This is a genomic window from Mesorhizobium sp. P160927 (genome assembly GCF_057766385.1).
Window position 1 is genome coordinate 3802288 of record NZ_JBYMDW010000001.1, and the last position, 24468, is coordinate 3826755.

General features: G+C 62.3%; 24 protein-coding genes. 13 read left to right on the plus strand and 11 right to left on the minus strand.

Translation table 11 applies throughout. From position 1 onward, the window contains the following. Nucleotides 1-9 precede the first annotated feature (9 nt). Together AC3CB8_RS18465 and AC3CB8_RS18470 are read left to right on the plus strand one after the other, a co-directional pair. Nucleotides 10-1077: an aldo/keto reductase gene (locus tag AC3CB8_RS18465; protein WP_023773152.1), complete on the plus strand. Its 1068-nt coding sequence runs from the start codon at nt 10-12 to the stop codon at nt 1075-1077. 45 nt (nt 1078-1122) lie between these two features. Continuing rightward, entirely contained in the window at nt 1123-2391 is a 1269-nt protein-coding gene (locus tag AC3CB8_RS18470) for a cysteine desulfurase-like protein (protein WP_352563141.1), read from the plus strand. Between the two features lie 13 nt (nt 2392-2404). Here AC3CB8_RS18470 and AC3CB8_RS18475 read toward each other — a convergent pair whose 3' ends face one another. Genes AC3CB8_RS18475 through AC3CB8_RS18495 form a run of 5 tightly spaced genes read right to left on the minus strand, consistent with a single transcriptional unit; the run spans nt 2405 to nt 7932 of the window. Further along, on the minus strand, nt 2405-3433 hold the full coding sequence (locus AC3CB8_RS18475; RefSeq protein ID WP_023783885.1) for a histone deacetylase family protein: 1029 nt from the start codon (nt 3431-3433) through the stop codon (nt 2405-2407). Continuing rightward, a complete protein-coding gene (locus AC3CB8_RS18480) occupies nt 3430-3933 on the minus strand; it encodes a GNAT family N-acetyltransferase (protein ID WP_032922494.1) in 504 nt (167 codons plus the stop codon). The genes AC3CB8_RS18475 and AC3CB8_RS18480 overlap by 4 nt, the downstream gene beginning before the upstream one ends. A gap of 37 nt (nt 3934-3970) precedes the next feature. Next, a complete protein-coding gene (kce, locus tag AC3CB8_RS18485) occupies nt 3971-4900 on the minus strand; it encodes a 3,5-dioxohexanoate:acetyl-CoA acetone transferase (RefSeq protein ID WP_352563142.1) in 930 nt (309 codons plus the stop codon). A 4-nt stretch (nt 4901-4904) separates the two neighbouring features. After that, nucleotides 4905-6290, minus strand: a complete 1386-nt coding sequence (locus AC3CB8_RS18490; RefSeq protein WP_023783886.1) for an aminotransferase family protein — start codon at nt 6288-6290, stop codon at nt 4905-4907. 1 nt (nt 6291) lies between these two features. Then, a complete protein-coding gene (locus AC3CB8_RS18495) occupies nt 6292-7932 on the minus strand; it encodes a N,N-dimethylformamidase beta subunit family domain-containing protein (RefSeq protein WP_352563143.1) in 1641 nt (546 codons plus the stop codon). Nucleotides 7933-8087: 155 nt separating this feature from the next. Between AC3CB8_RS18495 and AC3CB8_RS18500 the strand changes: the two genes are divergently transcribed. From AC3CB8_RS18500 to AC3CB8_RS18510, 3 genes are all read left to right on the plus strand, one after another. After that, entirely contained in the window at nt 8088-8336 is a 249-nt protein-coding gene (locus AC3CB8_RS18500; protein WP_023773145.1) for a ParB N-terminal domain-containing protein, read from the plus strand. Nucleotides 8337-8453: 117 nt separating this feature from the next. Continuing rightward, a complete protein-coding gene (locus AC3CB8_RS18505; RefSeq protein ID WP_352563144.1) occupies nt 8454-8939 on the plus strand; it encodes an SRPBCC family protein in 486 nt (161 codons plus the stop codon). A 25-nt stretch (nt 8940-8964) separates the two neighbouring features. Further along, nucleotides 8965-9921 (plus strand): alpha/beta fold hydrolase, encoded by a 957-nt coding sequence (locus AC3CB8_RS18510; protein WP_023795113.1) that lies wholly within the window; start codon nt 8965-8967, stop codon nt 9919-9921. A gap of 49 nt (nt 9922-9970) precedes the next feature. On the opposite strand, the gene AC3CB8_RS18515 is transcribed toward AC3CB8_RS18510, so the two are convergent. Next, nucleotides 9971-10999: an isopenicillin N synthase family dioxygenase gene (locus AC3CB8_RS18515; protein WP_488377334.1), complete on the minus strand. Its 1029-nt coding sequence runs from the start codon at nt 10997-10999 to the stop codon at nt 9971-9973. Nucleotides 11000-11113: 114 nt separating this feature from the next. Here AC3CB8_RS18515 and AC3CB8_RS18520 point away from each other — a divergent pair, with 114 nt between their 5' ends. From AC3CB8_RS18520 to AC3CB8_RS18540, 5 genes are all read left to right on the plus strand, one after another. After that, entirely contained in the window at nt 11114-11509 is a 396-nt protein-coding gene (locus AC3CB8_RS18520; RefSeq protein ID WP_023773142.1) for a GFA family protein, read from the plus strand. Nucleotides 11510-11661: 152 nt separating this feature from the next. Next, nucleotides 11662-11859: a hypothetical protein gene (locus tag AC3CB8_RS18525; protein ID WP_023773141.1), complete on the plus strand. Its 198-nt coding sequence runs from the start codon at nt 11662-11664 to the stop codon at nt 11857-11859. A gap of 281 nt (nt 11860-12140) precedes the next feature. After that, the gene (locus AC3CB8_RS18530; RefSeq protein ID WP_352563145.1) at nt 12141-13013 is read left to right on the plus strand and encodes an undecaprenyl-diphosphate phosphatase; all 873 of its coding nucleotides are present in this window, start codon (nt 12141-12143) and stop codon (nt 13011-13013) included. A 146-nt stretch (nt 13014-13159) separates the two neighbouring features. Then, complete coding sequence (locus AC3CB8_RS18535; protein WP_023773139.1) at nt 13160-13786, plus strand: transglutaminase-like cysteine peptidase; 627 nt, start codon at nt 13160-13162, stop codon at nt 13784-13786. A 104-nt stretch (nt 13787-13890) separates the two neighbouring features. Next, a complete protein-coding gene (locus tag AC3CB8_RS18540) occupies nt 13891-14682 on the plus strand; it encodes a phosphodiester glycosidase family protein (RefSeq protein ID WP_023773138.1) in 792 nt (263 codons plus the stop codon). Between the two features lie 28 nt (nt 14683-14710). Here AC3CB8_RS18540 and AC3CB8_RS18545 read toward each other — a convergent pair whose 3' ends face one another. After that, nucleotides 14711-15343, minus strand: coding sequence for a DedA family protein (locus tag AC3CB8_RS18545; protein WP_023773137.1), 633 nt, complete (start codon nt 15341-15343; stop codon nt 14711-14713). 330 nt (nt 15344-15673) lie between these two features. Between AC3CB8_RS18545 and AC3CB8_RS18550 the strand changes: the two genes are divergently transcribed. Further along, on the plus strand, nt 15674-16744 hold the full coding sequence (locus AC3CB8_RS18550) for a glycoside hydrolase family 25 protein (protein WP_023773136.1): 1071 nt from the start codon (nt 15674-15676) through the stop codon (nt 16742-16744). 36 nt (nt 16745-16780) lie between these two features. On the opposite strand, the gene AC3CB8_RS18555 is transcribed toward AC3CB8_RS18550, so the two are convergent. Then, the gene (locus tag AC3CB8_RS18555; RefSeq protein WP_023783893.1) at nt 16781-16969 is read right to left on the minus strand and encodes a hypothetical protein; all 189 of its coding nucleotides are present in this window, start codon (nt 16967-16969) and stop codon (nt 16781-16783) included. 323 nt (nt 16970-17292) lie between these two features. Here AC3CB8_RS18555 and AC3CB8_RS18560 point away from each other — a divergent pair, with 323 nt between their 5' ends. Then, a complete protein-coding gene (locus AC3CB8_RS18560; RefSeq protein ID WP_352563147.1) occupies nt 17293-18273 on the plus strand; it encodes a DUF3592 domain-containing protein in 981 nt (326 codons plus the stop codon). 561 nt (nt 18274-18834) lie between these two features. Beyond that, nucleotides 18835-19188 (plus strand): hypothetical protein, encoded by a 354-nt coding sequence (locus AC3CB8_RS18565; protein ID WP_352563148.1) that lies wholly within the window; start codon nt 18835-18837, stop codon nt 19186-19188. A 493-nt stretch (nt 19189-19681) separates the two neighbouring features. Here AC3CB8_RS18565 and AC3CB8_RS18570 read toward each other — a convergent pair whose 3' ends face one another. Genes AC3CB8_RS18570 through AC3CB8_RS18580 form a run of 3 tightly spaced genes read right to left on the minus strand, consistent with a single transcriptional unit; the run spans nt 19682 to nt 23891 of the window. After that, nucleotides 19682-19888: a type II toxin-antitoxin system HicB family antitoxin gene (locus AC3CB8_RS18570; protein ID WP_023783899.1), complete on the minus strand. Its 207-nt coding sequence runs from the start codon at nt 19886-19888 to the stop codon at nt 19682-19684. A 4-nt stretch (nt 19889-19892) separates the two neighbouring features. After that, complete coding sequence (locus AC3CB8_RS18575; protein WP_084056370.1) at nt 19893-20045, minus strand: type II toxin-antitoxin system HicA family toxin; 153 nt, start codon at nt 20043-20045, stop codon at nt 19893-19895. Nucleotides 20046-20096: 51 nt separating this feature from the next. Further along, nucleotides 20097-23891, minus strand: coding sequence for a vitamin B12-dependent ribonucleotide reductase (locus tag AC3CB8_RS18580; protein ID WP_352563149.1), 3795 nt, complete (start codon nt 23889-23891; stop codon nt 20097-20099). Nucleotides 23892-24468: the final 577 nt, after the last annotated feature.

A 24468-nucleotide genomic window follows, 5' to 3' on the forward strand; every position in this document is an offset into this window, starting at 1 on the left:
CAGAATTCCATGCACAAACGCCGTCTCGGTCGGACCGATCTTCTTGTTACCCAGATCTGCCTTGGTTCGATGACCTGGGGCCAGCAGAACACCGAGGCCGAGGGCCATGCCCAGATGGATCTGGCCTTCTCGCGCGGCGTCAATTTCATCGACACCGCCGAACTCTATCCGATCCCGCCCAAGGCGGAGACGCAAGGACGGACCGAGAAGATCATCGGCAGTTGGCTGAAGGCCAAGGGCAACCGCGACAAGGTGATCCTGGCCTCCAAGGTCGTCGGCCGCACGGCCAACAGCTGGTTTCGCGGCGACCGGCCCTCGCAATTGGTGCGGGCCGATATCTTCGATGCCATCGACAAGTCGCTGGCGAAGCTTGGCACGGATTATCTCGACCTTTATCAGATCCACTGGCCGGAGCGGGACATTCCCTGGGGCGCTAACCCGACGCGCGTCGGCGCCGTGGCGCGGCGTGCCGATTCTGTCGGCGCACCGGTCGGTGAAACCCCGATCGCCGAGACGCTGGCGGTGTTCGATGACCTGGTGAAGGCAGGAAAGATCCGCCATTTCGGCCTTTCGAACGAGAGTTCCTGGGGCTTGATGCGCTTCCTTGCGGAGGCCGACAAAGGGATTGGTCCGCGCGTCGCCTCGATCCAGAATGCCTACAACCTCCTCAACCGCACTTTTGAGGTGAACCTCGCCGAGGTCTGCGAGCGCGAAGGGGTGTCGCTGCTTGCCTATTCGCCGTTGGCCCAGGGTTATCTGACCGGCAAATACGATCATGGCGCCCGCCCGCAGGGCTCGCGCTCGCAGCTGTTCAATCGCGGCCAGCGTTACGAGACGCCCAATGCCGCCGAAGCGCAGCTCGAATACAATGAACTGGCGCGCTCTTTCGGCCTGGAGCCGGCGCTGTTTGCCAATGCCTATGTATCGAGCCGGCCCTTCGTGACCTCCAACATCATTGGCGCGACAACCATTTCCCAACTGAAAATGGCGCTGTCGTCGGTGGATGTCGTCTGGACTGAAGAAATGCAGAAGGCGGTGGATGCCGTTCACCAGAGGGTCGGCAATCCCTGCCCGTGACCGAGCCCGGGGCCGAATTGTCGTAGCAGCAAAGGGATGGAGACGATGGTGGACTTTTCGATCGAGGCCGTGCGTGGGAAATTCCCCGCCCTCGCGCTGACCGACAACGGCCGGCGGCGCATCTATCTCGACAATCCTGCCGGCACGCAGGTGCCGCGGGCCGTGGCCGACGCGGTGTCGCGCTGCCTGCTTACCACCAACGCCAATCTGGGCGGCTATTTCGAAACGACGATCGCGGCGCAGCAGGTCGTCGACGAGGCGCATCTGGCCATGGGCGACTTCCTCGGCGCGGCAACCCCGCAGGAGATTGTCATCGGCGCCAACATGACGACGTTGACCTATCATATGTCACGCACGCTCGGCCGCACGATGAAATCAGGCGACGAGATCATCCTCACCCGCATGGATCATGAGGGCAATGTCTCGCCCTGGCTGCAACTGGCCGAGGACCTCGGCCTCGTCGTGCGCTGGTTGCCGTTCGACGAAAAGACCTGGCAGGTTGAGGAGACGACGCTCGCCGGTTTGCTGTCTGGGAAGACAAGGCTGGTGGCGTTGAACTACGCCAGCAATCTCACCGGCTCGATCAACCGGGTCAGGTCCTTGACCCAACTTGCAAAACAGGCCGGCGCGCTGGTTTATGTCGATGCCGTGCAATTCGCGCCGCATGGGCTCATCGATGTGCAGGAGCTCGGCTGCGATTTCCTGATCTGCTCGGCCTATAAATTCTTCGGTCCGCATATGGGCATATTGTGGGGCCGGCGCGAGGTCATCGAAGGTCTGCAAGCCTATAAATGCCGTTGCTCCTCGAACGGCCTGCCGGAGCGGTTCGAACTCGGCACGCCCCAGATCGAACTGATGGCCGGTTTGACCGCCGCGGTCGACTATTTTGCCGAGCTCGGCGCGGCGGCAGGTGAGGGTGGTTCAAGAAGGCAGAAGATCGCCAGAGCGTTCCAGGTCTCCATCGGCCATGAAAACCCGCTGGCGCAAAGGCTGATCGATGGCCTGTCCGACATTTCCGGGCTGACGGTCCGAGGCATCACCGACCCGAAACGGCTCGGCGATCGTGTGCCGACTGTCTCCTTCACCGTCAATGGCATTGTCCCCGAAACGATTGTGCGGCAGATGAACGCCGAGAACATCTTCGTGTGGTCGGGCCACAACTATGCCTGGGAGTTCGTCCATCAGCTCGGCATTCCGGCTGAGCAAGGTGTCGTGCGCATCGGCATCGCGCATTACAATACCGCGTCCGAAATCGACGAGACGCTGGAGAGCGTGCACAGGGTGATTGCCATGCTCAGGCAGCAACGCTCCTGATTTGGGTTTGAACTCACCGCGCCTTGCCGCCGAAGCCGGTGAGGAATGCGGTGAGATTGTCGCCGAGTTCGTCGCAGAGATAGCCGCCTTCCTGGACGATGACCGCCGGCAAGCCGAGCCCGGCGATGGCCTCGCCAATACGCGAAAAACCTGGCGTCGTCACCGAGAGCCCGCCGAACGGATCGCCCTCGAAGGCGTCGAGGCCCAGCGCCACAACCAACGCGTCGGGCGAGAAGGACCGGATACGCTGGAACGCCACCTCGAGCGCTTCGAGGAATGCCACGTCGGCGGATTTGCGCGGCAGTGGCAGGTTGAAATTGTAGCCTAGGCCCGGGCCTTCGCCACGTTCGTCGGCGTGACCCCAGAAAAACGGGTAAAAGCGCACGGGATCGGCATGCAGCGAAACGGTGAGCACATCGGGCCGCGCATAGAAGATACCTTGCGTCCCGTTGCCGTGATGCAGGTCGACATCGAGGATGGCCACGCGGGCCGCCTGCCTGCGCAGCACTTGCGCCGCCACGGCCGAGTTGTTGATGAAGCAGAAGCCGCCGGCGACATCGGCGAAGGCGTGGTGGCCAGGCGGGCGGCACAGCGCATAGGCAGACGGCGCGCCAGCCGTCACCGTTTCGGCTGCCTCCACCGCGCTCCAGGCGCTCCACAGCGCGCTCTGCCATGTTTCGCCTGAGATCGGGCAGGCGGTGTCGGCCATATGATAGCCGGCCTGGCCGACGGCGGAGGCCGGATAGGAGCCGTTGCGGGCGATCGGGTGGATGTTGGGAATGACCTCGGCCGACGCCCCTTCGATCCGCTGCCAGCGTTCGAAAATATGTTCGAGGAAGTCGAGATACTCGGGTGTGTGCACCGCCGAGACCGGCCCGAGCCCGTGATCGCGCGGTCGCTCGATCGTGCAACCGGCGGATTTTGCGCCGCCTAACAACCTCTCGACGCGTTCCGGTTTTTCAGGGTTGGGCTGCGCCGCGCCGCTGGAAAGAAAGGCCTTGGGATCGTGGCGCTTCTGCTCCTGCGCATAGAAGGCCTTCATTGCTGCTCCCCATTTTCCGGCGCTTCGGCGAAGGCGAAAAAGGCCTCGCCGATGATCTTCTGCGTCTGCTCGTAGCTCGACCAGGCAATGCCTAGCCGTTCGTAAAAGGCCTTGGCGCCCTCATTGTCGGTGTCGACCGACAGCCTCAGATACACGCCGCCCTCTTTGCGGCACTCGGCAGCCACGCGTCGCAGCAGGCGTTCGCCGATCTTGCGACCGCGAAACCGGTCCTCGACATAGAGGTCCTGCACATAGACGCCGGGCCGCCCCATCCAGGTCGAGAAGATCGGGAAATGCAGACACAGCCCGGCGAATTCGCCGTCGACTTCTGCAATCAGGGTGGTGAACGCGGGTTTTTCGCCAAAGCCCCAGCTTCTGAGATCGTCCGCCGTCGAGATGATTTCCTCGGGCGCACCGATATGAGTGCCAAGCTTCAGGATCGCCGCGTGAATGGTTTCGACGTCATCGATGGTGCCGGGGCGAAGGATAACCGCACTCATGACAGGTACAGGGGCAGGACCGGGCGCTGTCATCTCGTCAAAACGCCACCCTGTCGCCGCCCTTGAGCGCCAGCATCTCGCGCGCTTCGGCCGGCGTCGCGACCTCCAGCGACAGTCCATCGAGAATGCCACGGATGCGGCGCACCTGGTCGGCGTTGGACTTCGCCAGCTGGCGGCCATCATAGAGGCTGTCCTCCAGTCCGACCCGGACATTGCCGCCCATGGCCGCGGCGATCGAGATCAGCGGCATCTGGTTGCGGCCGGCGGCCAGCACCGAAAACTGGTAGCTGTCGCCGAACAATTTGTCGGCGATGCGCTTCATATGGATGAGATTGTCCGGGTCGGCGCCGATGCCGCCCAGGATGCCCAGCACGAACTGAATGAACAGCGGCCCCGAAACCAGCCCCCGATCGCGGAAATGCGCCAGCGAATAGAGATGGCCGACATCGTAGCACTCGAACTCGAAGCGGGTGCCGCAGCCCTTGCCCAGCCGCTCGATCACGCCTTCCATGTCGGCGAAGGTGTTCTTGAAGATGGTATCGCGGGTGGCTTCGAGCAGCTTCGGTTCCCATTCGTGCTGCCAGTCCCTTGGCTTGTCGAGCATCGGGAACAGCGCGAAATTCATCGAGCCCATATTGAGCGAGCACATTTCGGGCTGAGCCCGAAGCGGCGCCGCCAGCCGCTGGTCCAGCGTCATCAGCGAGGAGCCGCCTGTCGTGATGTTGATCACCGCATCGGTCGCCTGCTTGATGCGCGGCAGGAACTGCATGAACACTTCGGGGTCGGCGGTCGGGCGGCCATCCTTGGGATCGCGGGCGTGTAGATGCAGGATCGAGGCGCCGGCTTCGGCCGCGGCGATGGCGTCCGCGGCGATCTGGTCCGGCGTCACCGGCAGATAGGGCGACATCGACGGCGTGTGTACCGAGCCTGTAACGGCGCAGGTGATGATGACTTTTCGCGGTGCCATTCCGCTAACCCCGGCCTTCGACCGGCAGGTCGAGTTCGGTGGCCAGAACCTCAAGCGAGTCGCCGATGATGGAGATGATCTCGCCGACCTGCTCACCGGTGACGATCATCGGCGGCGCGACCATGAAATTGTCGCCGTCGACGCCTCCCTTGACCCTGCGGCCATAGATGATCAGCCCGCGCTCATAGGCGAGATCGAGCAGGCGCTGCGTGGCTTTTTTGCTCTGCTCGATCGGTTTCAGCGTATCGGGGTCGGCGACCATTTCGGCGCCGGTAAGCAGCCCCTTGCCACGCACATCGGCAATGAACGGGAACCGCCTCGCAAGTGCCTTCAATCCGTCCATCAGCACGTCGCCCATGCCAGCCGCATTGGCAATCAGGTCGAGCCGGTCCATTTCGCCCAGCACTGCAAGCCCGGCGGCGCAGGCGAGCGGATTGCCGGCATAGGTGTGGCCATGCTGGAAGCCGCCGGTGGCGAGAAGCGGCTCGACCAGTCGCATCGGTGCGGCCAGCGCGCCAAGCGGCGCATAGCCCGACCCCAAGCCCTTCGACAGCGCGACGATATCTGGCTTGCAGTTCCAGTGGTCGCCGCCGAGGAATTTGCCGGTGCGGCCGGCACCGCTCATCACTTCGTCGTGGATGAGCAGGATGCCGTGGCGATCGCAGATTTCGCGAATGCGCGCATAATAGCTGTCGGGTGCCACCAGGGCGGCGGTCGCCGCGCCGCCGATCGGCTCCATGATGAAGGCGACGACGCTTTCGGGACCTTCGGCGAGGATCTTCTCCTCCAGCATGTCGGCGTAGCGGACGCCCCGCTGCTCCATCGAGAGATTGTCGCGATCGCGCCAGGCGGTCGGTGCCGGCACGGTCGGCATCACCCGCATCATCGGCGTAAAAGTTTCGGCCAACGCGTCGTCGCCGGTGATCGAAAGCGAACCGAGCGTGCCGCCGTGGTAGGAAGGAAAGCGCGTGATCACCTTCCAGCGGCTGGCCTGGCCGGTGGCCACAGCCCATTGCCGCGCCAGCTTGATGCAGGATTCCGTCGCTTCCGAGCCGCCGGAGACGAAGAAGATGCGGTCCATGCCTTCAGGCAATTTTCCAGCCAGTTCGCGTGCCAATTCCTCCGCCGGCTCGTTCTCGAAATGCAGCCGGTAGGCGAAGGTGGCGCGGTCCATTTGCCGCTTCATCGCATCGAGCACATTGCGGTTGGAATGGCCGATATTGGCGACCATTGGGCCGCTCGATCCGTCGATGAAACGGCGGCCATCCTGCGTCCACATGTAGATGCCTTCGGCGCGGTCGATCAGTGGCCGGCGCAGGCTGGAGAGGTAGAACAAATGCGATTGGCGCCGGACATCAGTGTCTTGGACGGCGGTCTGGGCTTTCGACATGTCAGAACTTTCCGAGATAGCGGTCGAGGACATTTTGGGTGACCCGTTCGACCATCGGGTCTTGTCTTAGCAGACCGGCGACCCATTCGCAGCTTCCGGCGTGGAACACCTCGCCCTTGCCGCGTGGAAAATTGACGATCATGCCATTGCCGCGTTTGACCTTTTCAAGATTGCCGTCGCTTGCCTCGCCAAACAAGGTCTCGGCGGTGAAGCGGCCATCCTCGTCGGTGAGGAACTGGTCCTCGACCGGAATGTCGGCGCTTTCCTCGACCTGGCTGGCCATGCCGACGGCCAGCACTTGCAGGCCATCAGGCGCGCCGCTGTCTGGCGTGGGGTAGGGCAGCCCGCCGCGAATCTCGAAATCGAGCCCGTCGACCTCATAGCCATAGACGTGGCTGTCGGCGCCCAGCAGGTCGCCATAGTAGATGCCGGTGCCGGCAAAGGCCCAGTGCTCCGGCCGATAGACCGGAAAGCCGCGTACGCCGCGTGGCGCGCAGCCACCCCAGCCGGCATAGACGCCCCGTGTCGCATTGAGCCCGAAGGTCGCCGAACCCGGCCGGCCGATTTCCGGTGCTTCCCAGGAATTGGTGGCGCGGGTCACGTCGCCGCCGCGATAGGCCGGGTCCTCGGTGCGGGCGCGGTATTTGTAGCAGACCTGCCGACGGCCCTCATCTTCCAGCCGCGTCTGCCACATGAAATTGCCGGCAAAGCGCGCAACATGGCCGCCGCGTTCGACATAGAAGTCGACCGCGTCGCGCATCTCCCAAGTCCAATATTCGTCATGGCCGACGAAGACCGTGCAGTCGTAACCGTCGAGAATCTCGGGCGAGAAGTGGAGGTCATGCTGGCTGGCGAGGTCGACGCCGTAGCCTGATCGTTCGGCAAAGCGAAAAAAATGGCTATCGTAGCTGGCCCAGCCCGACGACGCGTATTTCTTCGAATGGCCGGTGGCGAGCGCCCATTCCATGTGCGGATAGCGCGGCACGGTCTTCGGCGGCACCGCGACCTCCAAAGGCACGCGCGGTGCATCCCGGGGCAGCAGGACGAAGCCGCGGCCCCATGGGCGCTGCGTCGACACGATGGGCGAGTACTGGTCGCGGTCGGGCCCGGTGATGCCCTGATAATGGTTGGAGCCGCCCCAGGTGTTGTAGGCAAGCCAGGTGCCCGTCGCCGCAACCTGCAGCACACGGCCAGGTTTCTTGCCGGGCTGGGGAGAGACGATGAAAACGTGGTGACTTTGGATCGGCCTGCCGTCGCGGCCTTCCGCCGCCAGCGTCACGCGATAGGCCCCAGAGGGCCAATCCTCCCCGATGCGAAATTCGAACGAGGCTTCCCAGCCGCAGCCTTCGACCGAGCACTGCTCCGGACTGTCCTGCCAGCGCGATGCGATATCAGACTTCTCGAACACCCTCGTCTCGGCACCGCCGTCCCGAACGATTGTCATGCCGAAGTACGGGGCGGTCGAACTGACGTACAGGGTAACTGTCTCACCGGCGCGATACGAAAACCGGTCGCCGTAGCACCAGATTTCGCCGCGCTCTCCGTCCATGCCTGGCCACTCGTAATAGTGACCGCGCACCGCGTGGCGGCGCTGCTCGGCTGTCAGCCCGAAATCGGGGAATTCGGTCGGCAGATTGATCATGAAGCCCTAGCCCATCTGAGGCGCCATTTCGGCGATCCGCCCGCCAGGCGTCAAATGGAAACGATCATGCCAGCATTCGTTAGCCGCACCCTTGGCCGCCTTCGCCAAACCGACTATCTCAGGACGACGGCGGCAGTTCCGCCAAGGGGACAGGCATGCTCAGGGTCCAAAAGGTCAAGGTCGACGACATCTACGTGCCCACGGCGCGGAAGAAGACGCTGCACCCCGAGACCGTCCGGCATCTGGCCGAGGACATACTTGAGAACGGCATGAAGACGCCGATCCAGGTCCGCCACGATGGCAAGCGGCACATCCTTGTCGAAGGTCTGCATCGGCTCGAAGCCGCCAAATGGCTGGGCGAGACCGTAATCGACGCCTATCTGGTGCAAGCCAAGCGCCACTGACACGGGCTCCGCTCGCCGTTTTCAGCCTCCGTTCCAGAATTTCTCGCGGGCAATGTCGGTTTGCTTTGCGTCGGCTCGTCCTTGGGACGGAAGCCAGATCAAACCAAGGAGACCACCGTGGCCGCCAAGCTCGACATCGCCCCCGCCGACGACCGCGAACTGGTTCTCGCCCGTATCATCGATGCACCGCGCCGGGACGTCTATCGCTGCTGGACCGAACCGAAATTGATCACGCAATGGTTCGCGCCAAAGCCGTGGACGACGCCGCGTGCCGAGATGGATGTGCGCACCGGTGGCAACAGCCTGGTCGTCATGGCAGGCCCCGATGGCAACGAGTTCCCCAACCCCGGCGTCTTCCTCGAGGTCGTTCCCGGCGAGAGGATCGTCTTCACCGATGCTTATACCCAGTCATGGGTGCCATCGGAAAAACCGTTCATGACAGTCGTACTGACCTTCGAGGACGAGGGCGAGGGCAAGACCCGCTACATCGCGCGCGTCCGGCACTGGAGCGTCACCGACCGCGAGCACCACGAGGCGATGGGCTTTCACACCGGTTGGGGCCAGTGCACCGATCAGCTCGAAGATCTCGCCAGGGCGCTCTGACAGAGCCACACCGGAGGAGATCGATATATCCAAAGTTCTGTTTTTTGCCATTTTTGCCTTGGCCGCTGCGTTTCTCGCTTGCCCGGGCACCATCAATGCAGAGGAGACAAAGCCTGCCATGACCACCGAAACGAAAACACTGCCGAAGCCACAAAAGTCCGGCCTGCTGCCGATCAACGGCGTAAATTACTATTACGCCGTCTATGGCAAGGGTGAGCCGCTGCTTCTGCTGCATGGCGGTCTCGGCTCCACCGACATGTTCGCGCCGATCCTGCCCAAGCTTGCCGAAAACCGCACCGTCATCGGGGTCGACCTGCAGGGGCATGGCCGCACCGCCCTTGGCGACCGGCCATTCAGCCTGCAGGCGATCGGCGACGACATGGCTGGTATCGTCAAGGCACTCGGCTACGACACGGTCGACGTCATGGGCTATTCGCTGGGCGGCGGGGTTGCCTTCCGCATGGCGGTCCAGCATCCCGAGGCTGTGCGCCGGCTGGTCCTTGTGTCGACCGGCTATGCCGCCGACGGCTTCTACGACGAGATGCGTCCGCAGCAGGCACAGGTGAGTGCCGCCGCCGCGGCGTACATGAAAGACACGCCGATGTACAAATCCTACGTCGCCGTCGCCCCGCATCCGGAGGACTTCCCGAAACTGCTCGACGCTCTCGGCAATTTCATGCGCCAGAACTACGACTTCTCGGCCGACGTTCCCAAGCTGAAAATGCCAGTCATGCTCGCTTACGGAGACAGCGACATGTACAAGCCCGAGCACGAGATCAAGTTCTACCAAATGCTCGGCGGCGGCCTGAAGGATGCCGGCTGGATGCGCGAGAACCTGTCGCAGAACCGGCTGGCCATCCTGCCCAACCGCACCCACTACGATGTCTTCTTCGCTCCGGAACTGACGGCCGCCGCACTGCCGTTCCTCGATGGCGAGACCAGGGTGAAGAGCTGGGACGAGGTGGTCGGCGAAGCCGAATGACCCCTGCCATCTCCGCCGGCCGTCTCCAGCGAGACAGCCGGCGTGCTGTTCAGGAAGCCTTGGCCCGGCGCGGCTGCCTCAGATGCTTGATGCCGCTCATTTCAACGAAGTTCGTCGCCGACTCCCAGAGATAGTCGCCGTAAAGAAACGGCGCGAAGGGTTCGGAGCCGTCCAACGGTAGAGGCGAGATTTCCGCGTCGACACGTGGCTCGTAGAAGAACGGGATCGAGAACCGCACGGTTTTTGGCGCAATGACCCGGTGCCGTGTCGCCCGCACGCGGCCGCCGGTCCAGCGTTGCAGCAACTGGCCGAAATTGACCGCCAGCGTGCCATCGGCTGGGGGCACGTCGATCCATTCGCCGGTGAGGTTCTTCGCCTGCAAGCCCTCGACGCCGTCCTGCGCCAGCAGGGTGACGAAGCCTAAATCGGCGTGTTCCCGGCCGATGATGGTGCGCGTCTCGCCCTTGTGGGTCACCGAAAACTCCGGCCCGCTGGTATCGACGCCGGCACTGGCGTCGCGCAGGGGATAGCGGATCAGGCGCAGCGTCGAGATGCCGCCGTCGAAATAGCTATCGAAGATCATGTCAGGCAGGCCAAGCCCGCGGGCGATCGACCGCATCAGCATGGTGCCGACCGTTTCCATCACGCGATAGTAGTCGGCTGCGGCAGCGCGCCAGCCGGGCAGGGCATTCTCGGCGGGTAACGGTGTCGGCTCGCACAAAGGATCGTCGCTGGCCGTTACTCGCGCTGCATCGGCAAGGTCCGGCCCCATGTCGATGCCTTCCTTGTAGGAAACGGCTTGCGGCTGCAGCGGAAACCAGCCGCGGTAGAAATTCTTCTTGGTGTGATCGAAATTCCAGCGCAGTAACTCCTGCTTCTCGGCGTCGGGAAGCGCGAAGACGCGCAGCAATCGCGCGCGCTTGTTGGGCGTCAGCCAGTCATCGCCGGGAAAATCCCGGACCGCCAGAAAGCCGATGCCGGCCGCTGCCGCCATGATCTCAGCGTCGGCGCGGTCGCGCGCGGGCGAGGGCGGCCCGAACAGGGCCGCGATGCCGATCGTTTCGATCTCGGGTGTCATGACAATCCTGCAGCATCACCATAATCGATGACCTTGTATCAAAGCTTTTCAATTGACCCAATCGGCCTCGCCGTTACTTTTGCCGCCTGTTTACTCCACCAATGGATCCAGGCGATGGCAAAATACGAGGGCGGATGCCTGTGCAGGGCGGTGCGCTATCGCACCGATGCTACCCCCATCAACGAGCGCATCTGCCATTGCCGGCTTTGCCAGAAGGCGATCGGCGCGGCGTTCAATGCGCGTGTTCTGTTTCGCATCGACGATGTGACGGTCGAGGGCCCGTTGGCCACGGTCAACACTTCGCCGGACCTCAAGCGGGGGTTTTGTCCAGCCTGCGGCACGACGCTGTTTTCGCGGCGCGATTCCGCCGGCATCATCGGCGTGACGACCGGTTCGCTTGACGACCCGTCGCTGTTCCGGCCGCAGATGCACATCTGGACCGTCTCGAAACAGCCCTGGGTGATGCTGGATGACGGCCTGCCGCAATTTGAAGGCACTCCGCCGGCCTAGCGTTCCTTCTTCCCCGTGAAGGGAAAGGACGTGCCCCAGGATGACCAAAAATTAATCCAAAGAGACACGTGATAGCCGGCAAAACGTCATTGGCGGGCCATCTTTGTCTCCCTATCTAAGCGTCGCGGGCCCGGCATTCGAGGAGACGACGGATGAACGACAGCATCAGCACCCTGGACGAGCTTTTGAGCGATCCGATGGTCCTGCTTGTGATGGAACGTGACCGTGTGCGCCCGGAACAGGTGCGCATGCTGCTCGAGCGGGCTCGCCGGCCAGCCGCGGAGGAGCCTGTCGTGCCGCCCGCGCATGTGATTGCCAGGACCTGCCAGAAACTTTGGCTCTGCCCGTAATCGTCTTGCCAACCTCCATTCATGCGAGCATCGCTGGCCCTTCGGGCCGGTGAATGCATGTCGCCCTTTGGAAAGACGACATGCAAAAAAACAAATCTGAAGCGCGTAGCCTGAATCCGTATCGACGCGACGTGCTTTTGAAGCCGTGCGCGTCCGACGCGGCGGTGCCAGCTTACAAATCCGTAAATTGATTATCCGCCGCATGACGGTATGCCTTGCCGGGCACCGATCTCCTCCGATCGTGTCTTCGCGACTCCGATTTCTCCCGCATGGAACCCGACATGGCTGATATCTGCACGCAAGGCGTCGACACGGGCTTTGTCGGCCTTGGATTTGCCAAGGTCGCATTCCTCGGCCTCGTGCAAGGCATCACCGAACTGCTGCCGATTTCCTCGACCGCCCATATGCGCATCGTGCCGGCGGTGCTTGGCTGGCAGGATCCGGGTTCCGCCTTCTCCGCCGCCATGCAGCTTGCCGCCCTTGCCGCCGTGGTCAGCTATTTCTGGGGCGATGTCAGGGATCTCCTGTTCGGTTCGATCGACGCTCTCACACGGCGCGGTTTCGCCGATCGGCATTTCCAACTGGCTTCCTGGATCGTGCTGGCGACGATCCCCATCCTCATCGCCGGCGTGGTACTTTCGGGTGTTCTCAACGCCTGCAATTCGCCGTTGCGTAGCCTGAGCGTGATTGGCTGGGCCTGCATAGCCATGGCGATCCTGCTGGCCCTGGCCGAGATTTTCGCCCGCCACAAGCGCACCATCGGCGAAGCGTCGCTAGCCGACGCGCTACTTGTCGGTGTCGCCCAGGTTGGCGCGCTGATCCCGGGGGTCTCTCGCTCCGGCTCGACGCTGACGGCCGCACTGGGGCTCGGCTTCAAGCGGGCCGAGGCGGCACGCTTCTCGTTCCTGCTGGGGCTGCCGGCGATCGCACTCGCCGGCCTCAAGGAATTGTGGGAACTGCACAAGGTGCATCTCGATGCCCATGGATGGTCGGTTCTCGGCCTGGGGCTGCTCGTCGCCTCGATTTCGGCCTTCTTCGCCATCTGGGGCCTGATGCGTGTGCTGGAACGCTTCTCCGCCTGGCCCTTTGTCATCTACCGTGGCCTGCTCGGCGTCGTCCTGCTGCTGGGCGTGGCGATGGGATGGCTCGTCTAGCTCCCTAACCCCGAACCTCGGTGTTGCGCTGCTGCAACCCTCGAAGGGGCATGCGGCGTCCTCAAAGATGTAATCGGTCGGTTTGGTTGACTTCGGGATATAACCGCCCTTAACGTTCTGTTAACAAAACAGATGGGCGGGGCCGGATGGCATCCTCGATGGGTTGGCGCCGGAAGGCGAAGGGGCTGGGGCTTGCGATTGCCCTGATTGCTTTCTGTTCGGCGGCGAATTCCGCCTATACGGCTCCCGTTTCCATGGCTATCGGCGGCTCGACCTCCCAGCCGATCGGCCACTATGATTTTTGCAAGATCCATGCCGCCGAGTGCTCGATCCGTTCATCCGACAGCGAGCCGGAACAGATGACTGGCAAGCTGTTGCGGGAGATCGGCGCCGTAAACCTTTCGGTTAACGCGCGCGTCAAGCCGATGAGCGACATGGACAATTACCGCAAGGAGGAATGGTGGGCCTATCCGGACAATGGCTTCGGCGATTGCGAGGATTACGCGCTGGAAAAGCGGCGTGAGCTCAACAGCCTGGGCGTCGCCATAGCCAACCTCCTGATGACGGTGGTTCGCAAGCCGGACGGCGAAGGCCATGCCGTGCTGACGGTGCGCACCGACAAGGGCGACTTCATTCTCGACAATCTCGTCGACAAGGTTCGCCTCTGGAACCAGACGCCGTATCGCTATCTGAAAAGACAGGCGAGCGACAATACCGGGCGCTGGGTTTCCATTCTTGCCGGCGAAGAGGAACTGGTCAGCGCCGTCAAATAGCCGCTGCCCGACCTCCGGGCCATAATCCATACTTCTTTCCTTCATCGTGTCGGCAAGCGGTGCTATCCACGACAGTTCGTTGGAACTGCCAATCCGGAACGCGCATGGATTTTTTGACCGTCCTGTATTCGGCGCCCTTGCTGCTGAGCTTGTTCAAGGCCGCGTTGCCGTACGCGGTCGCCACGACAGTGGCATTCGGCCAGTGGTTCGCTTCGGTGCCGCCGTGCCGCGATGTCTCCTTCGAGGCTACGAGTTTCCTCGTCTGCGAGGTCGATCCGAAGCTCTATTCAATCGAACTGTTCTGGAAAGACCCGGCAGGCAAGCCTTTTCAGTCGCTGCACAATCTTGACAACGCCCAGCGCATGGCCGGCCGGACCCTGCTGTTTGCCATCAATGCCGGCATGTACCACCCCGATCTCAGGCCGGTCGGCCTCTATGTCGAACGCGGCCAGGAAATGGCGGGTGTGAAAACGGGATCGGGAAGCGGCAATTTTTCGCTGCAGCCGAATGGCATTTTCTATATCAGCCGCGGCAAGGCCGTGGTGCGGGCGACCAAGGACTTCGTCAGGCAGCGGCCAGCCACCGACTATGCGACACAATCAGGGCCAATGCTGGTGATCGACGGCCAGCTTCACCCGAAATTCCAGGCCGACGGCACCTCGCGCAAGAGCCGCGACGGCGTCGGAGTGCGAAAGGACGGTGTTGCCGTCTTTGCCATCTCGAACGGCACGGTGACGTTCCATGCCTTCGCTCGCCTTTTTCGCGACGCGCTCGGCTGCGACAACGCGCTCTTTCTCGACGGCACGATATCGAGCCTGCTCGCTCCGGCCATCGGCCGCAACGACGACTACTGGAATCTGGGACCGATGATCGGCGTCTTCAGGAAGCGCGGCTGATGCACGGCGCCCTCAATCGCGGCACCGCCTAAATCCGTGCATTGCGGCTGCCGCGCATTCTGACGACAAGCACGGCGACGATGATCGCCACCACCATGGCCGCGATCACCGCCAGGCCGACCAGGCTGGTCGCGTCGAGTTCGGGCAGATTGGCGGCTCCTTTCGCCACCAGCCATCCAGGCGACAGCACGACCGGCGCCCAGATGATCGCCGACAGGATGTTGGCAATCTGGAAGCGCCGCCTGTTCATGCCCATCATGCCGGCGACCAGCGGCACGGTGGCACGCACCGGACCGAAGAAGCGGCCGACGAAAACGGCGGCGACACCGTAGCGATGGAAGAACAGGCGCGCCCTGGCGATCTCGCGGCGATAGCGGTTGAGCGGCCATTTGTGGACGACGCCGCGCCCCAGCCATTTGCCGAGAAAATAGGAAATAGTGTCGCCTAGCGCCGCGCCGAGCATCGCGGCGAGGAGAACGGGCAGGGGCTGGACGATGCCGGCGCCCACCAAGCCGCCGACGATGATCAACACCGTGGTGCCGGGCAACAGGATGCCGACCAGCACCAGCGACTCGCCGAAGGCCAGCAATCCGACCACGAGACCCGCCCAGGCCTGATGGTTCTCGATGATACACACGCTCTGGTCGATGAACGACTGCACGCAAGCTCCCTGTTGAAAGTGTTCCTCGGCTGCCGCTGTCAGGCTCCTGAGTTCGTCGAGCTTGCCGTCGACGAGCCAGCCGTAATAGGTCTCGACCGGCAGCTTGCGGCCTTGGCACGGGCAAGGGCCGCCGCGCCGCACACCCGTTCTCAACAGCCACATCATGGCCCTGTCAAGGCTTGGCCGGGCCGATGCCGACGACTGCCTGAAAGCGGCTACATGCAGGGTAAAAAACTTGATTCAAACTTTATTGGTAATTTCTCGTTCATAACTCGTCTGGTTGTCCGTCGGCCGTCGCCTTCGGTCTGTTGTGTTCGAGTACAGGTCCAGATGCGGTTACCAGGCGTCGTCAGTTTCGTGATCGCATCGCTGTGCCTTGCCGGCTGTTCGTCGACATCGGGCATGGACGCGCTCGACATGCAGAAGCCGTCCAATGAAATCACCAATTCGGTGGTGCGGCCACGCGCGCCGATCGCGTCCGTTCCGATGGCCAAGGCAAACGCGGCGCGCAAGCTGGTTGAGGTTGCGCCCGAGGACACCGCTCGGCCTTTTGGCCTTGCCGAGGAAGAGACGGTGGCGTTTCCCGCACCCGAACTGCCCGACAGCGTCGAACCGCCGATCGAGGAGGCAGCCCTGGTGTCGCCGCCGAAGCTGTTGTCGCGGGCGGCATCGCCCATGCTGGCAGGCCCGGTCACGCGTTACGGCTTCCGCGATGCCAAGCCGATCAATTTCGGCCGCTCCTCGCCCCGACACCTTGCCGTGCACGGGGTGGACGTGTCACGCTGGCAAGGCAACGTCAACTGGGAGAAGCTGCGCGCCCAGGGCGCCAACTTCGCCTATATCAAGGCGACCGACGGCGGCGACCACCTCGATCCTCTGTTTATGAAGAACTGGCGTGACGCCGACGCTGCCGGCCTGAAGCGCGGTGCCTATCATTTCTTCTACTGGTGCCGCACCGCCGGCGAGCAGGCCGACTGGTTCATCCGCAACGTGCCGAAGGTCGACGGCGCGCTGCCGCCGGTGATCGACGTCGAGTGGAACGGCGACTCCAGCTGCCAGCGGCGTCCGTCGCGCGAAAAGGTGCTGGAGAAAATGCAGGTGTTCATGGACAAGCTGGAGCGCCACTACGGCCAGCGGCCGATCATCTACACGGCGCCCGATTTCTATCGCGACAATCTCCAGGGCGCATTCCCGGATTACCCGTTCTGGCTGCGCGCCGTGGCCCGGCATCCGTCGAAGGTCTATCCCGATCGCAAATGGCTGTTCTGGCAATATTCCGGCTCCGGCCTGTCGCATGGCGTAACCGGCCGCATCGATCTCAACGTCTTCCATGGCGATGAGCGGCAATGGCGCGCCTGGGCCGGCGGCGGAGGTCGGGCGGTGATGGCCGACGCGGATTAGAACAGATGCTTTCGCGTCGGCGCTCGTCCTGTCCACCTATCGGAACTGGTTGCTCCCGCCGTTTTTTTCCTCGCTCAAACGCAGCCGCGCCCTCAAGCCCATTATCTCGGCGATCGCGGCATCGATCATGGCGAGAAGGGTCAGCGTGTCGTGCTGGGTCGGATCGGCCCTGACATAGGCGAGCTGGTTCAGTATATCGGTGTCATCTTCGGTTTGTTCGCTCATGCGCATCGTCCCGGCTGTTGTGGATCTTCATCCGATCGGATCGATCGTCTTTTATCACGTCATCGTCCGGATGGCCCGCCACATTGGCCCAGTTCCTGGCGCGGTTGCCACCGTGCTTCGGATACGTCCCCGCGCCCTTCAGCTGGAGGGCTATGTTCGCGTCATGGCAATAGCCGAATAGCGGCTGGTCGTCGCTCCCGTAGCCACGCTACACCATTGAACCTTTCCGGCGGTCATTTCTTAATCTTGCGAATAGACGAGACATTGCCGTCGCCATGCTGTCACTATGCGTGCTGCCGCACTCTAATCGTCGGGGGGACGAGTTGGAGCTCAAGTTTCTGTTGGTCGGCTTTGCCTGCGCGGTCGCCGGCATGCTGTCGATCGTCACCTTCCTGAAATGGCTCGAGGTCAAGGCGGCCAGCCGCTGGTTGCCGACGCCTGGAAAGGTCGTCTCGTCGCGCGTCGAGGCGCGCGAGGTGACAAGCTCGGGTATTGGCTCGGAGAGCAGCACTTCGACCGAAATCCGCAATTTTCCGGCCATCACCTATGAATACAAGGTGGGCGGCAAGACATTTCAAAGCTCGCACTACAGCGTGCAGGAGAACCTCGGAAATTTCGAAGTCGCGGAAACCCTTGAGCGGTTTCCGCGTGGCGCGGCGGTAACCGTGTTCTATGACCCGTCCAGCCCGGGCAAGGCCGTGATCGAGCGCACCATGCCGGACGGCGCCTTCAAGTTCATGGTCCAGCTTTCGGCCGGGCTCGTGGTTTGCGCGCTGGTGTTGGTGTTTTCGGTCGGTGGCGTGCTGGACGCTATCGGGCCGCATCTGCCCAAGCCGGGGAACCTCGGTGCGGCGGCATTCCTGCTGTTCATGGGGCTTTTTGTGCTGCGCATGGGCTTTGCCCAAAGAACGATGGCCGAGCAGGCGGCAACATGGCCGACCGCCGCCGGCCGTATCGATGCGTCCGGCCTGCAGGCAATCAAGACCCGCGACCGGTTTGAGGGCGGTGGGTACCGGCCTTGGCGCACGGTGTTCAAATCCCGCATCGTCTACAGCTATGGTGTCGCCGGACAGCGCTACAGCGCCGATCGCGTCGCTTTCGGCGCCAGCGTGACAGCCTCGCTGCCCGGCCTCGTCGGCGGTCAGGCGCGGCGCTATGTCGAGGGCAGCAAGGTCGACGTGCGCTATGACCCCGCCAACCCCGCCTCGGCGGTGCTCGAATGCCGGGTGCGCGGGCTATGGCTGCTGTGGGTCTGCTCGGCAGGCCTTCTCGGCGGCGCGGCCTTGCTGGTCGGGTTGGTCTGAGTGTCACCGCTTCAGCAGCGCACGAGAGGTCCGCTGTCGAATCCGCGCCAGCTCAACCGCACCGTCCCACCGTCTCTTTTGATATGGATGGTGCGAGAAAATGGCTCGTCAAGCGATGGGTCCGCGCCATAGCACTGGCTGGCGTGAACCACCCAACCGGTGGCGGTTTTGCGAAAGATCGCATGCTCGCAACCGAGGTCGGGAAACGACAGGGCCGACTGATCCACAGTGAAGACAGTCTGGCGCTGGACGTCGGCGGTCGCATGGCAGTTCAACCTGTCTCTGGACCATGTCCCGACATAGGGCGCTGCCGCTACGGCCGGCACAATCGTAGTTGCGGAGATCGCTATGATCAGTGTCAAACGCTGCATCTTTTGTCCCCTGGGCCGCTGCGTTCGATCATACAGATTGCGGGTTTGTGTGGGGCAAGTTTTCGATCGACCAGATAAACGCAGCGGTTCCGGATTTCGCTTATGGTTTTGCACGGATGATGCGACTGTGCGGCCCGGCACGCCGCCGGCCTTGCTTCATTGACACGAACCGGCGGCACTGACGACGCAGGTGTTCTCGCTGACGGTGCCTCATACCGGCATACGCCTGCCGGCCGATATTACCTGGACCAATGGCAAGAATTCGTTTCCGCTCGGTACCATCCGCCACCCCTGCACCAACGACGACCGCGAAGCGGGTCTGCAAGACGACAGCGGGCTTTGCCGGATATGGGACGGGCAAATTTATGCCCTGACCGGAAGCGGAGCCGAGCAGCTGAATTCGCGCGAAGCGACACCGGCGCCGAAAGGGCTATTGCTGCCTGAGTTTGGTGCGACTTTCATCGAATGGCCCGATTTCGCCAATGCCAATCCCGACGGCTCGGCCTGGGACGCCTTTACTTTGACAGGATGCAGCGATGAATAGCGCCATGAGATCGGTCGTCTGGGCCTGCGACCTGTCCGCCAACGGGCGGACCGATCCGGCTTTAAGCCGTAACCTGAAGCCACGGCCTTTCAGGCGATGGAGAATTCACTCCACAAAGGAGCTACGATTTACGACGGATTTGCCGCTCCGCAGGGAAGCCTAAAGTAAATCCATTATGACTAGTGCAATGATCATGCCCTTGGGAACGCATCGCGGATTTCGACGGTTGGCCTGAGTTTCAGCGGTTCTAGGGCTGGTTGAATGATCAAGTCGCGGAAGGCATGCCAAAGAGTGCAGAGGTCGCTCGTAAAAAATCGAGTAGCTCTTCGACTGCCTAACCAGCAGGGCCGATATGAAGAACTGCGCACGCCTCCTCATACACACGCCGGACTTCTCCGGCACATGGTAGAAACTCTTTGCAGAATAGGAGTGGTCCGGTTCGGTGACAGTCTTAGACGGCCGAATGAGCATGGCCGCGAGCTGGCGAATGGCTTTATGCCTCCACATACTCGGCTAAGCTGACACCTTTGGGCACGTCCAGTCCATCGGCGCGTAAGCCTTCGATATGAAAGCGTATAGCATCACGAATTTCTGCTTCCACCTCAGGCACGGTCGCGCCCGTCGCGATGCAGCCGGGCAAGTCCGGCACATAAGCAGAGAAATTATTGCCAGCTTTTTCAATCACTACTGCATAACGCATACAATCACTCCTTCAAACCGGACTGCTTGAGGATGCTGTTCAGTGTACCTGGCGCAACTTCTTCAGACGATTTACCGGCCACGGTGACGCGGCCGGCTTTGATTTTGTGCTTATATTGGCGATGGCTGCCCTTGGTTGCAACTAGACTAGATACCAGGCGTCAGCCTCCAGTGACCTCGCGAACCGTAAGCCGAGGTAGCATGTTTCCTCAGCTGCACCCGCTCGTCGCGCCGCACGTATCGCACTTTTCACATGTCCCGTTCCGCACCATGGTGAAATTCTGGCACTCGGAGCAGGAATTGCCGGTGTAGCCCTGCAGCAGCGACTTGGCGCGGCGGTCGGCGGCGAGTTTCTTCGCTTCGGCCGCTTCATGGGCCGCCGTATCTGTGAACAGCGCCGCGGTGGTATCGGTCGAGGCATCGGAGGCCGCTTCCTCGAAGGCGATGTCTTCCGCCAGTTCCTTGGCCCGCTCCTCATAATCGCGCTTGTAGGCGACCGCCTCGTCGCTGGCCGGCTTCAACGCTAGCACGTTGGAGCCGGAGAAGGCTGTCGGCGCCGAGCGGGCAGGGGTGCCGGAGCCGGCAAAGCCCTTCGGCTCGCTGCCGATCGCCCGGGAAACCAGCTTCACTGGCGAACCGCGGGTCAGGCCCTTGGAGACGGCGTCGGTCTTGCCTTCGCTGATGCCGCGGCCCAGTGCGGTGTTGGAGAAATCCGACTGGTCGACATGGGCGAGATCGTTGCGGCCGAGATAGGAGATGGCCAGCTCACGGAACACATAGTCGAGGATCGACGTCGCGCTCTTGATGGCATCGTTGCCGATGACCATGCCGGCCGGCTCGAACTTGGTGAAGGTGAAGGCGTGCACATATTCGTCGAGCGGCACGCCATACTGCAGGCCAAGCGAGATCGCGATGGCGAAGTTGTTGAGAAGGCCACGCAGGGTGGCACCCTCCTTGTTCATGTCGATGAAGATCTCGCCGAGACGCCCATCGTCATATTCGCCGGTGCGCAGGAAGATGGTGTTGCCGCCGATCTTGGCCTTCTGCGTATAACCCTTGCGGCGGCCGGGCAGCTTTTCCTGCTCGCGCGACACGCGTTCGATGATGCGTTCGACGATGCGCTCCGTGATCTGCGCCGCGCGCGCCGCCGCCGGTGCCTGGATCAGCTGCTCGACCGCATCGTCCTCGTCCTCCTCGCCATCGGCGAGCAGCGAGGCATTGAGCGGCTGCGACAGCTTCGAGCCGTCGCGGTAGAGTGCGTTGGCCTTCAGCGCCAGCTTCCACGACAGCATGTAGGCGCTCTTTGCGTCCTCCACCGTCGCGTCGTTCGGCATGTTGATGGTCTTGGAGATGGCGCCGGAAATGAAGGGCTGTGCCGCCGCCATCATCTGGATGTGGCTGTTGATCGACAGCGAGCGCTTGCCGATCTTGCCGCACGGGCTGGCGCAGTCGAACACGGGCAGGTGTTCGGCCTTGAGGAAGGGCGCGCCTTCCAGCGTCATCGCACCACAAACGTGGATGTTGGCGGCCTCGATGTCCTTTCGGGAGAAACCCAGCGCCGGCAGCATCTCGAAGGAGAAGTCGTTGAGCTGCTCGTCGGTGAAACCGAACGTCTCCTTCACCCAGTCGGCGCCGAGCGTCCACTGGTTGAAGACGAACTTGATGTCGAAGGCCGACTTCAGCGCCGCGTTGAGCGCCGCGATCTTGTCGTCGGTGAAGCCCTTGGCCTTGAGCGAGCCAGGGTTGACGGCCGGCGCCTGGTTGAGGTTGCCGTGACCGACGGCGTAAGCCTCGATCTCGGCAATCTGGCTCTCCGAATAGCCCAGTGTGCGAAGCGCTTCCGGCACGGCGCGGTTGATGATCTTGAAATAACCGCCGCCGGCGAGCTTCTTGAACTTCACCAGGGCGAAGTCGGGCTCGATACCGGTGGTGTCGCAATCCATGACCAGGCCGATCGTGCCGGTCGGCGCGATCACGGTTGCCTGTGCGTTGCGGTAGCCATGCTCCTCGCCGAGTTCGATGGCGCGGTCCCAGGCCGCTTTGGCGTGAGTGGCCAGATCCTGCTGCTTCAGGTCCGATGCGACCAGAGGCACAGGATTGACGGCCAGCTTCTCGTAGCCGTCCTTCTCGCCATAGGCGGCGCGACGATGATTGCGCATGACGCGTAGCATGTTCTGGGCGTTGCGGTCATAGTCGGGGAAGGCGCCGAGTTCGGAGGCCATCTCGGCCGAGGTGGAGTAGGCGACGCCGGTCATGATCGCGGTCAGCGCTGCGCAGATGGCGCGGCCCTCGTCCGAATCGTAGGGAATTCCCGAGGTCATCAGCAGGCCGCCGATATTGGCATAGCCGAGGCCCAGCGTTCGGTAGTCGTAGGAGAGCTTGGCGATCTCCTTCGACGGGAACTGCGCCATCATGACCGAGATTTCCAGCACCATGGTCCACAGCCGCACGGTGTGCTCGTAGGCTGCGATATCGATCGTGCCGTCGGCATTGCGGTAGGGGAGCAGGTTGATCGAGGCGAGATTGCAGGCCGTGTCGTCGAGGAACATGTATTCCGAGCACGGATTGGAGGCCCGGATCGCACCGGCCGAAGCGCAGGTGTGCCAGTCGTTCATCGTGGTGTTGAAATGCAGGCCGGGATCAGCCGACGCCCAGGCGGCGTAGCCGATCTTTTCCCAGAGGTCCCGCGCCTTCAGCGTCTTCAAGACCTTGCCGTCCTTGCGGGCGGTCAGGTGCCAGTCCGCGTCCTCTTCAACGGCGCGTAGGAAATTGTCCTTCAGCGACACCGAATTGTTGGAGTTCTGGCCCGAAACGGTGAGGTAGGCGTCAGAATCCCAGTCGGTGTCGTAGGTCTTGAACGACATCGAGGTGTAGCCCTGCTTGGCGAACTGGATGACGCGGTAGATGTAGTTTTCCGGCACGGCCGATTTCTTGGCCAACTTGATTTCGCGCTTCAGCGCCGTGTTGATGGCAGGATCGAAACAGTCGTCATCATGGCCTTCGCAGTTCACGCAGGCCTTCATGATCGCTTCGAGATGCTTCTTGACGATCTTGGAGCCGGTCACCAGCGAGGCGACCTTCTGCTCTTCATTGACCTTCCAGTCGATGAATTCCTCGATATCGGGGTGATCGGCGTCGACGATGACCATTTTCGCCGCACGGCGTGTCGTGCCGCCCGACTTGATGGCACCCGCGGCGCGGTCGCCGATCTTGAGGAAGCTCATCAGGCCGGACGAGCGGCCGCCGCCGGACAGCTTTTCGCCTTCGCCGCGCAGCAGCGAGAAGTTCGAGCCGGTGCCCGAGCCATATTTGAACAGGCGCGCCTCGCGCACCCACAGATCCATGATGCCGCCCTCGTTGACGAGGTCGTCCTGCACGCCCTGGATGAAGCAGGCATGCGGCTGCGGATGCTCGTAGGAGGATTTCGACTTGGTCAGCTTGCCGGTGAACGGGTCGACATAGAAGTGACCCTGGCTCGGACCGTCTATGCCATAGGCCCAGTGCAGGCCGGTGTTGAACCATTGCGGCGAGTTCGGCGCGACGCGCTGGGTCGCCAGCATATAGGCAAGCTCGTCGCGGAAGGCGCGCGCGTCCTCCTCCGACGCCTTGAAGTAGCCGCCCTTCCAGCCCCAATAGGTCCAGGTGCCGGCCAGCCGGTCGAAGACCTGGCGGGCGTCGATCTCGGAGCCATAGCGCTCGGCCTCGGGAAGCTTGGCGAGTTCGGCCTCATCGGCGACGGAACGCCACAGGAAGGAGGGGACGTCGTTCTCCTCGACCTTCTTCAGGCGCGCGGGGACGCCGGCCTTGCGGAAATATTTTTGGGCCAGGATGTCGGCGGCGACCTGGGAGAACTGCGCAGGCACATCAATGTTGTCCAGGCGGAACACAACCGAGCCATCCGGATTCTTGATCTCGGAAAGCGCCTTGCGGAATTCGATCTCCGCATACGCTGCCCCTTCTTGACCTGCATGTCCTGGCTTGGTGAAACGACGCTCGATGCGCATTGGTCCGGTCCCTTTTGTCTATATGTAGCGCTTTCATCAGGGGATTTCTGCCCCCCAAAAGACGAAACGCGCAGTCCGCCGTTTGCCGACATTTTGAACAATGCCGACATCTCCCTTCGCAGGCTCGGCCACGCGCACGACAATAATGCCTTGCCAGGCATCTGCCGAGGCTGCCAACCGGCCCGCGGGCCCCCTCAAAACTGAATTTTTCGATTCCCTCACCCGAGGGAAATTCACACTATCTGGCGTCGAACTTAGCTGCAAACACTAAATATAGTATTAACAGACAATTTATGCCAGTCCGACAATTCTCCCTTTCGTCGCCCACCAACCCACGATCCCAACGCTTCCGCCGGCCTCGTAAATAGGCGGAAATGCGGGCAAAACGCACATAATCCGGGAAAAAGACCGGGCTCAGAACTTTCCGGTCGCGCTCTCAACAGGAGCGCATGGCCTATAAAAGGCGACTCGTTTCGGGCCGTCAAGGATTCGTTTGCGTAGCTTTTGTGACCCCAACATCTTGTGTGTCACACATGTGGATAACGGGGATACAATTGACCCGCCGTCGGCCATCTGC

Excerpts from the sequence above, each read along its gene's own strand:
- AC3CB8_RS18465 (WP_023773152.1), top strand. The coding sequence starts at position 10 with ATGCACAAACGCCGTCTCGGTCGGACCGATCTTCTTGTTACCCAGATC.
- AC3CB8_RS18470 (WP_352563141.1), top strand. The coding sequence starts at position 1,123 with ATGGTGGACTTTTCGATCGAGGCCGTGCGTGGGAAATTCCCCGCCCTC.
- AC3CB8_RS18475 (WP_023783885.1), bottom strand. The coding sequence starts at position 3,433 with ATGAAGGCCTTCTATGCGCAGGAGCAGAAGCGCCACGATCCCAAGGCC.
- AC3CB8_RS18480 (WP_032922494.1), bottom strand. The coding sequence starts at position 3,933 with ATGAGTGCGGTTATCCTTCGCCCCGGCACCATCGATGACGTCGAAACC.
- kce (WP_352563142.1), bottom strand. The coding sequence starts at position 4,900 with ATGGCACCGCGAAAAGTCATCATCACCTGCGCCGTTACAGGCTCGGTA.
- AC3CB8_RS18490 (WP_023783886.1), bottom strand. The coding sequence starts at position 6,290 with ATGTCGAAAGCCCAGACCGCCGTCCAAGACACTGATGTCCGGCGCCAA.
- AC3CB8_RS18495 (WP_352563143.1), bottom strand. The coding sequence starts at position 7,932 with ATGATCAATCTGCCGACCGAATTCCCCGATTTCGGGCTGACAGCCGAG.
- AC3CB8_RS18500 (WP_023773145.1), top strand. The coding sequence starts at position 8,088 with ATGCTCAGGGTCCAAAAGGTCAAGGTCGACGACATCTACGTGCCCACG.
- AC3CB8_RS18515 (WP_488377334.1), bottom strand. The coding sequence starts at position 10,999 with ATGACACCCGAGATCGAAACGATCGGCATCGCGGCCCTGTTCGGGCCG.
- AC3CB8_RS18520 (WP_023773142.1), top strand. The coding sequence starts at position 11,114 with ATGGCAAAATACGAGGGCGGATGCCTGTGCAGGGCGGTGCGCTATCGC.
- AC3CB8_RS18525 (WP_023773141.1), top strand. The coding sequence starts at position 11,662 with ATGAACGACAGCATCAGCACCCTGGACGAGCTTTTGAGCGATCCGATG.
- AC3CB8_RS18530 (WP_352563145.1), top strand. The coding sequence starts at position 12,141 with ATGGCTGATATCTGCACGCAAGGCGTCGACACGGGCTTTGTCGGCCTT.
- AC3CB8_RS18535 (WP_023773139.1), top strand. The coding sequence starts at position 13,160 with ATGGCATCCTCGATGGGTTGGCGCCGGAAGGCGAAGGGGCTGGGGCTT.
- AC3CB8_RS18540 (WP_023773138.1), top strand. The coding sequence starts at position 13,891 with ATGGATTTTTTGACCGTCCTGTATTCGGCGCCCTTGCTGCTGAGCTTG.
- AC3CB8_RS18550 (WP_023773136.1), top strand. The coding sequence starts at position 15,674 with ATGCGGTTACCAGGCGTCGTCAGTTTCGTGATCGCATCGCTGTGCCTT.
- AC3CB8_RS18555 (WP_023783893.1), bottom strand. The coding sequence starts at position 16,969 with ATGAGCGAACAAACCGAAGATGACACCGATATACTGAACCAGCTCGCC.
- AC3CB8_RS18570 (WP_023783899.1), bottom strand. The coding sequence starts at position 19,888 with ATGCGTTATGCAGTAGTGATTGAAAAAGCTGGCAATAATTTCTCTGCT.
- AC3CB8_RS18580 (WP_352563149.1), bottom strand. The coding sequence starts at position 23,891 with ATGCGCATCGAGCGTCGTTTCACCAAGCCAGGACATGCAGGTCAAGAA.